The following is a 9,955-nucleotide window of genomic DNA, read 5'->3' as shown; positions in this document are numbered from 1 at the left end:
TTCTAGTGTAGTGTTACGATTATAATTTCTCAATGATGCATGTATATTACATTTATAAGTTTGATTATTAATTCGGATATCTATATTGATACTGCAACAGTATATAAGCCTAATGCTAAAATTAAATAAATTGTTAGTTTTCTAAATTTAAGTTCATTGATTTTAGAAGAGGCTTTTATACCAACTAACACTCCAATTATAAGGGCAGAAAGATAAATAATTGTGAAATTTAGTATTGATTGATTAATAATTCCTTCAAAGGCAAAAAGTATAATTGTAAATATATTAGTTATAAAGCCAAAAAAGGAGAGATTTGCTCTAAATACGTCTTTAGGTACATTTTGATTAGTCAAAAATAAAACGATAGGAGGACCACTAAGGCCTGCACTACCATTTAAGATTCCGCTTAAAATACCAACTAAGCCATAAGATAGTTTTTCATTTTGTATTTTGACTTTGAAATCATTAAACATTGCGAGAGCGTTAATGAAAATTACTATACCAACCATGATTTTTAGTATTTTAACATTTATATATAGTAATAAAAAAGTTCCTAAAGGCGTAGCAATCATTGCAAAGATAATCATAAGAATAATTTTTTTACAATCTATAGAGTGTCTTAATTTGTATAGAAGAATAATATTTGTTAATAGGCTATAAATGACTATTATTGGAGTGATGTCTTTAAGTTCTGGTATAAAAAATGATAGCAGAGGAACAGCTATTAATGCAAAGCCAAAAACTGTGATACCTTGAGTAAATGAAGCAAGTAATATTGATAGAAATCCAAACATAATATACACCATCCTTATAAGAAAATAGAAAACGCTTTCTAGGAATATATTATTATAATATGAATAATGTGTCAACATATAAAGAATAAAAAATAGAAATCGGTTTCTATAAAATGTGAAGTATTATTTGCAATAATCTAAGGAAGTATACACCTATAAAAAAAGCAGCTATGCTGCATATGAAATCATTCATAATTATTAATTCATTAATTGACAAAAAGAATATAAGAAAATATACTTAAAAAAACAAAGGTGTTTGAAAGATATATCTTAAGGTATGTTTTTCAAGCACTTTTTTAATAATTATGAAAGTATAGAATTTTAGAAAGTGGAAAAGCTGATGAAATTAAGGGTTATCAAAGATTAATGGTGAATGATTAAGGAAGAAAAGCCTACGTCTTTTCAGAAAATATACACCTATAAAAAAGTAGCTATGCTGCATAGAAATCATTTTACTATAATTATTCATCATTACTCATTCATTAATTGACAAAGTAAATTGCGTGGAGCAGTCACTTTTGTTCTTATTGAAGTAATACCTATCCAAGATATCAATTGTCAAAGCTCAATTAATGGGGGAAATATTTTATGATTTCTTAAATTGAGATTAATCATATTAATTGGAATTTATGTACAGATGAATTTCTATAAAAGGAGTGAGGGAACTTATGAAAATTAATATTGGTGACACTGCTTTTGTAATGATTTGTTCAGCACTTGTATTTTTGATGACACCAGGACTTGCTTTATTTTATGGTGGTATGGTTAGACGAAAAAATATTTTAAATACAATAATGTCTTCACTATTTATTTGCGGTTTATCATCAATTATGTGGGTCATAATTGGATATTCATTATCTTTTGGAGAAGATATACATGGAGTTATTGGTGGAGCGACCTTTTTGGGAATGGTAGGCATGGAAAATACCACTTCAACATATGCGCCAACTATTCCAGCAATGCTTTTTTCAGCATTTCAAATGATGTTTGCAATAAGTGCTCCTGCACTTATAACTGGTGCGTTAGTTGAAAGAATGAAATTTTCAGCAGTATTTATATTTATTTTGACATGGCTACTTTTGGTGTACTATCCAATGGTCCATATGGTATGGAGCAACGGTGGATTAATTAATTCTTTGGGAAGTCTTGATTTTGCAGGAGGAAATGTGGTTCATATTAGTGCAGGTGTATCTGGCCTTATAGCATGCATTATGCTAGGTAAGAGGAAGGATTATGGCAAAGTGGCATATAGACCTTGCAATATGCCAATGGTAGTTGTTGGAACAGGGTTGATTTGGTTTGGATGGTTTGGATTTAATGCTGGCAGTGCATTGAGTGCAGGAGACCTTGCAGTACATGCATTTGTGGTAACGAATATTTCAGCTGCTTCGGCAATGCTTTCATGGATGTTAATTGAAAAAATTAAACAAGGAAAGCCAACAATCCTTGGAGCTGTAACAGGTGCAATTGTTGGATTAGTCGCAATCACACCAGGAGCTGGCTATGTTTCAATTAATTCAGCGATTATAATAGGAACAATAATAGCTCCAATTTCGTATTTTTTTATTGGAATAGTGAAATTTAAATTAGGATATGATGATGCACTTGATGCTTTTGGTTGTAATGGAATAGGAGGGATTTTCGGAGGAATTGCAACTGGTTTATTTGCACAGAAAACTATTAATCCGTCAATTAAATGGAATGGACTTTTCTTTGGAGATAATAAGCTCTTTATAGCTCAATTATTTGGAATTATAATAACAGTATTTTTTTCTGGAGTAATGACGTTTTTTATCATAAAAGTTATGAAACTGTTTATGGATATAAGAGTTGGGAGTTCGGTTGAAGCTGATGGACTCGATTTAGCCGAACATGGTGAAGAGGCTTATCCAGCTTTTGATGGTTTTGATTATTAGAATTGTAATAATAAAGAATTGGATTTTGTATTAGTTTAATGAATGCATTTTAAATTTTGAGGAATAATATTCTAGGAGTTATTCAAATTATATCTTATTAATTAATATTTTAATGGATATATAAAACGGAGGAGAATATTATGAAGAATAAAAAAGAAGGATTATCTGCTTGGCAGCTTTCAATGATGGCATTAGGAAGTGTAATAGGAGGTTCATTTTTTCTAGGTTCATCAGTAGCCATTAATGCTGCTGGACCAGCAATTTTAATATCCTATATACTAGGAGGTTTCTTGGTGTATTTTATACTTTATGCTTTATCGGAAATGACTGTAGCGAATCCTGACTCAGGATCATTTATGACTTTTGCATCTCAGACTTTTGGTAAAGGAACAGGCTTTGTTGTTGGTTGGATTTACTGGATTGGAATGATTCTTTCAATGTCAAGTGAAGCTACAGCAGTTTCGATTTTATTAAATGAATGGTTTGCAAATATATCAATACCTGTAAATGGAAGCCTGATTATAACTGGTGTAACATTAATAAATCTTTTGGGAGCTGATAAGCTAAGTAAGATAGCAAGTGGTCTTTCGGCGATAAAATTAATAGCTATAATTTCTTTTATAATCATGGCATTTTTATTAATTACAGGATTGATTCCTGGAAGGACAGCTATTGGAGTTGGAGAATTAGTAAGAGAACCTTTAATGCCAGCAGGTATAAGTGGAATTGCTGGAAGCATGCTTATAGTGGTGTTTGCTTATGCAGGGTTTGAGATTATAGGACTGGCAGCTTCAGAAGCAAAAGACCCAACTGTTACTATTCCCAAAGCAATTAATTATACTGTTATAAGTCTTGTAGGCTTTTATATACTTTCTATTATAATGCTACTCCCATTAATTCCCACAACAGAACTTAATGAAAGTATAAGTCCTATGGTAGCGGCACTAAACAGATGGGGAATAGCCTGGGCTGGCAATATTATAAATCTTGTATTAATCACGGCTATACTTTCTGCATCACTTGCATCAATGTTTGGAATTGCAAGGATGCTAAGATCTCTTGCGGATGAAGGCTATGCTCCAAGGCTCCTAAAGGATAAAAAGGATGTTCCTCATAAGGCAATAATATTTTCAGGAATTTCAATGCTTTTAGGACTATGGTTTGGCTTGTTATTTCCTAGAATTTACCTATTCTTAATTAGTGCCAGTGGATTTTCTTTACTTTTTACATATGCAGTAATTATGGCCACTCATATACGCTTTCGCAAAAGAAATGGATGTCCTCCAAATGGAAAGTGTCAAATGCCTGGATTTCCCTATATGTCTTGGATCGGTTTAATAAGTATGATTATTATTATTTTTAGTATGCCGCTTATTGCTGACCAAGCATCTGGTCTTATAACTGGAATTATATTGGTGGTGCTATTTTCATTGATTTATGCAGGTATGAAAGCTTTCGGAAATTTAGAAAAAGGAAATAAAAGAAATGATTTTGTAAATAGAAGGCTACATAAATCAATGTTATCAACAGAGTTCTCCAGTGAATTGGCTGAAGATAATAATGAAAAGAATAAAAAATGTTGTGAAAAAAGAAAATAAACGTGTCGTAGACACTTTTGTTCTAAAGTGTATAAAAACTAGAAAAAAGTCAAAACTAAAATTGAGGTGATAAAAATGACAAATTACAAATTTATTACAAAGGAAGATGAAAATCAAGCATCAAATACATCGAATACACAAAATCCAGGAGCAAATAGAAAGAGACATAAACCAGTTAAAGGACTTCCTAGAATATAAAATATTATATTATTTTAATGCTATGTGATTTATGATAGAACATTCAATATATTACTAGTGATAATCTGATTCTGTATTCTGAAGTGGATTCTTCTAAACCCTCAAGTTTCCTATAAATAGATACATATTTTCATATGTATCTATAAATATATTAACCTATAAAAATATATAAATATATTAATATAAACCTTTAAAAATATAAATATATTTAAATAATAATATATGTTTATTTAATGAGAATAAAAGGTTATTATTAAGCTATATTAAACTCAATATTTAATCAAAAGATAGAAGGGGGAACAGATTATGGATATGACAAAAACTAAAATAAATATAGGTTGGAACTTTGATAATAGTTATGCTAGATTACCAGATGTGTTTTTTACAAAGCAAAGTCCTGATAATGTTCCATCACCTAAATTAATAATTTTTAATCATTCTCTTGCTTTATCATTAGGTTTGAACGAAAAAACTACAGAAAATATTGAAGTGTTTGCTGGAAACACTTTACCTGAAGGTGCACAGCCTATCGCGCAAGCTTATGGGGGCCATCAATATGGGTATTTTAATATGTTGGGAGATGGGCGAGCTGTATTACTTGGAGAGCAAATAACTCCGTTGGGTGAACGTTTTGATATACAGCTTAAGGGTTCAGGAAGAACTCGTTATTCTAGGCGAGGTGACGGCAAAGCAGCCCTTGGACCAATGCTACGCGAATATATAATCAGTGAAGCAATGCATGGCCTAGGAATTCCAACAACTAGAAGTTTAGCAGTTGTAACTACAGGAGAGTCAGTGTTTCGTGAAAATATTTTAAAAGGTGCAGTTTTGACTCGCATTGCAGCCAGTCATATTAGAGTAGGAACTTTTCAATATGCTAGAGAATGGTGTAAAGTTGAAGATCTAAAAGCATTAGCTGATTATACATTAAAGAGACATTTTTCTAATGAGGTAAATTATGAAAATAAATATCTTTTTTTACTTCAAGAAGTTATCAAACGTCAAGCTTTATTAATAGCTAAATGGCAGCTAGTGGGCTTTGTTCACGGTGTTATGAATACAGATAATGTGTCTATAAGTGGAGAAACTATTGACTATGGTCCTTGTGCCTTCATGGATAACTATGATCCTGCAACTGTTTTTAGTTCAATTGATAGTGAGGGTAGATATGCTTATGGTAATCAGCCATATATTGCTGCATGGAATCTTGCACGATTTGCTGAAACTTTATTACCATTACTTAATAATGATAAGGAAAAAGCTATTCAATTAGCAGAAAATGCACTTTCAAATTTTGCAGAATTATATCAAAATAATTATCAATTAGGAATGAGACATAAATTGGGAATATTTAATGAAGAGCCGGAGGATAATCAGCTTATTAAAGAACTACTTAGCATTATGTATAAGTATGGTGCAGATTATACAAATACTTTTAGGGAATTAACACTTCATGAATTTTCAAATACGGAAATGTTCAAAAGTGAGGATTTTGATAAGTGGTATGAGAAATGGCAGGAAAAACTTAATAGACAGATGGAATCAAAAGATTCTGTTCAAAAACTTATGAAGAATTCTAATCCAGCAGTAATTCCACGTAATTACAGAGTAGAAGAAGCACTAGAAGCAGCAGAAAAACATGAAGATTATAGTGTAATGGAAAAACTTCTTAGTGTTATTTCCAAACCTTATGATTACTCTATAGATCAGATTGAGTATACTACATTACCAAAAAAATCTGCCTGTAATTATAGAACTTTTTGTGGTACTTAAAAAGCTTATTTATTTTATAAAAGTTCTAATTAATACTGCATATATCAATTGAAGAAATTCTGAAAGGGAAAGTGAGAATAGAAAAAGAGAATTAGTTCTTATTGGTTATAAAATAAAAAGATGTTGTGTAAGCACAATGTCATTAAGTTGGTATTTGGTCAATAGTCTTAGGTCTAAATCAAAAGTGGGAGAACTCTTTAATGAAGTAGTTTTTCCACTTTTTTTGTTCATGTGCATGACAAAAAGACTGTGTAAGCAGCAGATTTTTATTTTGAAAAATATTTTTTGAATTCATATGTAATTAGGTAACAATTAGCTATTTATATCATATAAAAAAATAAGTACAGAAACATTTTATACTAATACGATTGACAAACTAGGATAATATTGATAATATTAATGTATTCCTACAGGAATTATATGATTTGAAAATTAAAGGGTGATAGATAATGAATATTGACTGGAATTTTGTAATTACTAGTTTACCGTTATATGAAAAAGCTGCATTGATTACACTAAAATTAGCTATATTAGGGATAGTATTGTCATTAATAATAGGATTGATGTGCAGCATAATATTGTTTTTTAAAGTTAAGGTAATAGATTTGATTGTACAAGCATATATAGAACTTTCAAGAAATACTCCATTGCTTGTACAAATATTTTTTTTGTATTTTGGATTGCCTAAGTTTGGATTAAAGTTAAGTGAAAGTACTTGCGCAATAATTGGACTAGCCTTTCTTGGAGGAAGTTACATGGCGGAAGCTTTTAGAAGTGGATTGGAGGCAGTAAGTAAAACACAAATTGAATCTGGAACAAGTATCGGTCTTTCAAAGCTTCAACTTATAAGATATGTAATAATTCCACAAGCCTTTTCAATTAGTATGCCTTCAATAAGTGCTAATTGTATATTTTTGTTAAAAGAAACTTCGATATTAGGAGCAATATCTATAATGGATCTTACAAATTTAACTAAAGATTTGATTGGAATGTATTATAGAACTTTCGAAGCTCTTGCAATGCTTGTGATAGTTTATCTTATTTTGATTCTGCCTTTGTCATTTATTTTGTCTTGGTTTGAAAGGAAGGTGCGATATGCAGAATTCGGGAATTAATGTTATTTTTCAAGGAAATAATATTGGACGATTATTTGAAGGTTTATTTATCACAGCAGAAATTGCTTTTATATCTATTATCTTAGGTTCGTTTTTAGGAATATTAATAGGTCTTAGTAGAACTACTAAATCTAAGCTAGTGCTTTTTGTAAATAGAGTTTATCTTGAAGCTTTTAGAATAATACCAACACTTGTATGGTTGTTTATCTTTTATTTTGGGGTTACTACTGCATTAAATATTAATATTAGTGGTGAGATAGTTTCTATCATAGTGTTTACGCTTTGGGGAGCAGCAGAGATGGGTGACATAGTCAGAGGGGCATTAGAATCTCTACCTAAACACCAAATTGAATCAGGTAAAGCACTAGGAATGAATAACTATCAATTATATAAGTATATATTGATACCTCAAGCTATAAGGAGAATGATACCAGGAACTATAAACCTAGCTACTAGAATGATCAAAACTACTTCACTTGTTGTTCTAATAGGTGTTATAGATGTAGTTAAAATTGGACAACAAATTATTGAAAGCTCTAGATTTCAATTTCCTACTGCTTCATTTTGGATATATGGTTTAATATTTTTCTTATATTTTATAATATGTTTTCCATTATCTAAAATATCAAAGAGATTAGAAGCAAAGTGGAATGATTAGGAGGAATAGCATGAATAAGAATAATAGTCCTGTTTTGCTTGAAATTCAGGATATTCATAAAAATTATGATGAAAAAGAAATATTAAATGGGATTAATTTGACTCTGCATAAGGGTGAAGTTTTAGTTGTTCTAGGACCTTCAGGGTGTGGAAAAAGTACACTTTTACGTTGTCTAAATGGCCTTGAGAAAATTCAAGAAGGGGACATAAAATTTGGGGATACAAGCTTCACAGCAAAAAATATAGAATGGCAGAAGATTCACGAAAAAATAGGAATGGTATTTCAAAACTACGAATTATTTCCTCATATGACTGTTATAGAAAACATACTACTTGGGCCCTTAAAGGTTCAGAGAAGAGATAAAACTGAAGCTCTTGCTCAAGCTGAACAGCTATTAGATAAAGTTGGGTTATTAGATAGAAAGGACTCGTTTCCACGGCAGCTTTCAGGAGGTCAAAAGCAGAGGATTGCTATTGTTAGAGCCTTGTGTATGAATCCAGAAATTATTTTATTTGATGAAGTAACTGCCTCTCTGGATCCTGAAATGGTTAGAGAAGTTTTAGATGTTATTTTAGGGCTTGCTAAGCAAGGAATGACTATGGTGATAGTAACTCATGAAATGGCGTTTGCAGAAGCTGTAGCAGATAGAATTATTTTTATGGATAATGGTAGAATATGCGAAGAATCAAAACCAGATGAATTTTTTACAAATCCAAAGACTGAACGTGCAAAGCACTTTCTAAATATATTTCAATATTAAATATTATTAATGGGGGATGAATAATTATGAAAAGAATTAAAAAAATTATGGCAACATTGCTTTTAAGTACTATAGTAATTGGAGGGCTAGCAGGTTGCGGTAATTCAGCAGCAACAAGTGCAAATAAAGGTGACTCTAATTCAAGCACTACATCATCAAGTTCAATTGATGAAATAAAAAAACGAGGAACTATAAAAATAGGAGTATTTAGCGATAAAGCCCCATTTGGATATGTTGATTCGAATGGAAAAAATCAAGGGTTTGATGTTTATATCGCTAAGAGATTTGCAAAAGATCTTCTTGGAGATGAATCGAAGGTTGAATTTGTTTTAGTTGATGCTGCTAGCAGAGTGTCATATTTAGAATCTAAGAAAGTAGATATAATAATGGCAAACTTTACAGTTACTGATGAGAGAAAACAAAAAGTAGATTTTACTAATCCTTATATGAAAGTATCTCTTGGAGTAGTTTCACCGGATGGGGCTAAAATTACTTCAGAAGATCAGCTAAAAGGTAAAAAAATTATCGTAGCAAAAGGAACAACAGCAGAAACTTATATGACAAAAAATCATCCAGATGTTGATCTAGTGAAATATGAGCAATATTCAGAAATATTCCAAGCATTAAAAGATAAACGTGGGGATGCAATATTAAGTGATAATACAGAAGTTATTGCATGGGCTAAAGAAAATCCTGGATTTACTGTTGGCATAGCATCGCTTGGAAGTGCAGATACGATAGCACCAGCTGTAACTAAGGGAAATACTGAACTTAGAGACTGGGTAAATACAGAACTTGAAACTTTAGGTAAGGAAAATTTTATTCATAAGGCTTATGATGAAACTTTAAAATCAGTTTATGGGGCAGAATTTGAAGATAGTCTTGTAGTTGAAGGTGGAAAAGTACAATAAAAAACTAAAGATTGTTTTAAGAAGGATGTGGGTATTTTGAAACCACATCCTTTATTGTGTATGAATATAATTGGGGGAAATTCGACAGCCTTTTTAAGTAGCCAAAAGTGTAAGATTATGCTAATATTATTAAAGAGGACAGCTATTAATTGTAATCTCCTTTGGGGAATTGTAATAAGAGGATATGACATTTTTAGCATAATATGTGTTTATTTTTACAATAACTTTTAAA

The 9,955-nt window shown here is 31.0% G+C and carries 9 protein-coding genes; 8 read left to right on the top strand and 1 reads right to left on the bottom strand.

Annotation, left to right across the window (positions count from 1 at the left end; all coding sequences use genetic code 11):
• Positions 1-80: 80 nt before the first annotated feature.
• Positions 81-794, bottom strand: coding sequence for a sulfite exporter TauE/SafE family protein (locus L3B98_RS17220; protein WP_238917660.1), 714 nt, complete (start codon positions 792-794; stop codon positions 81-83).
• A gap of 668 nt (positions 795-1,462) precedes the next feature.
• Here L3B98_RS17220 and L3B98_RS17215 point away from each other — a divergent pair.
• The 8 genes from L3B98_RS17215 (at position 1,463) to L3B98_RS17185 (ending at position 9,723) form a co-directional block, all read left to right on the top strand.
• A complete protein-coding gene (locus L3B98_RS17215) occupies positions 1,463-2,710 on the top strand; it encodes an ammonium transporter (RefSeq protein ID WP_238917659.1) in 1,248 nt (415 codons plus the stop codon).
• 140 nt (positions 2,711-2,850) lie between these two features.
• Entirely contained in the window at positions 2,851-4,308 is a 1,458-nt protein-coding gene (locus L3B98_RS17210) for an amino acid permease (protein ID WP_238917658.1), read from the top strand.
• A 75-nt stretch (positions 4,309-4,383) separates the two neighbouring features.
• Positions 4,384-4,506, top strand: coding sequence for a hypothetical protein (locus tag L3B98_RS28975; protein ID WP_257788311.1), 123 nt, complete (start codon positions 4,384-4,386; stop codon positions 4,504-4,506).
• A 306-nt stretch (positions 4,507-4,812) separates the two neighbouring features.
• On the top strand, positions 4,813-6,279 hold the full coding sequence (locus tag L3B98_RS17205; RefSeq protein ID WP_238917657.1) for a YdiU family protein: 1,467 nt from the start codon (positions 4,813-4,815) through the stop codon (positions 6,277-6,279).
• Between the two features lie 449 nt (positions 6,280-6,728).
• Entirely contained in the window at positions 6,729-7,394 is a 666-nt protein-coding gene (locus L3B98_RS17200; protein WP_238917656.1) for an amino acid ABC transporter permease, read from the top strand.
• Entirely contained in the window at positions 7,375-8,052 is a 678-nt protein-coding gene (locus tag L3B98_RS17195) for an amino acid ABC transporter permease (protein ID WP_238917655.1), read from the top strand. The genes L3B98_RS17200 and L3B98_RS17195 overlap by 20 nt, the downstream gene beginning before the upstream one ends.
• 10 nt (positions 8,053-8,062) lie before the next feature.
• Positions 8,063-8,812, top strand: coding sequence for an amino acid ABC transporter ATP-binding protein (locus L3B98_RS17190; protein WP_275298443.1), 750 nt, complete (start codon positions 8,063-8,065; stop codon positions 8,810-8,812).
• A 26-nt stretch (positions 8,813-8,838) separates the two neighbouring features.
• Positions 8,839-9,723: a cysteine ABC transporter substrate-binding protein gene (locus tag L3B98_RS17185; protein ID WP_077364528.1), complete on the top strand. Its 885-nt coding sequence runs from the start codon at positions 8,839-8,841 to the stop codon at positions 9,721-9,723.
• The last annotated feature ends 232 nt before the right edge of the window (positions 9,724-9,955 follow it).

This window comes from Clostridium sp. YIM B02555, assembly GCF_022320955.1.
Classification (GTDB): Bacteria; Bacillota; Clostridia; order Clostridiales; family Clostridiaceae; genus Clostridium; species Clostridium saccharoperbutylacetonicum.
This window is presented reverse-complemented; position numbering and strand designations above follow the sequence as displayed.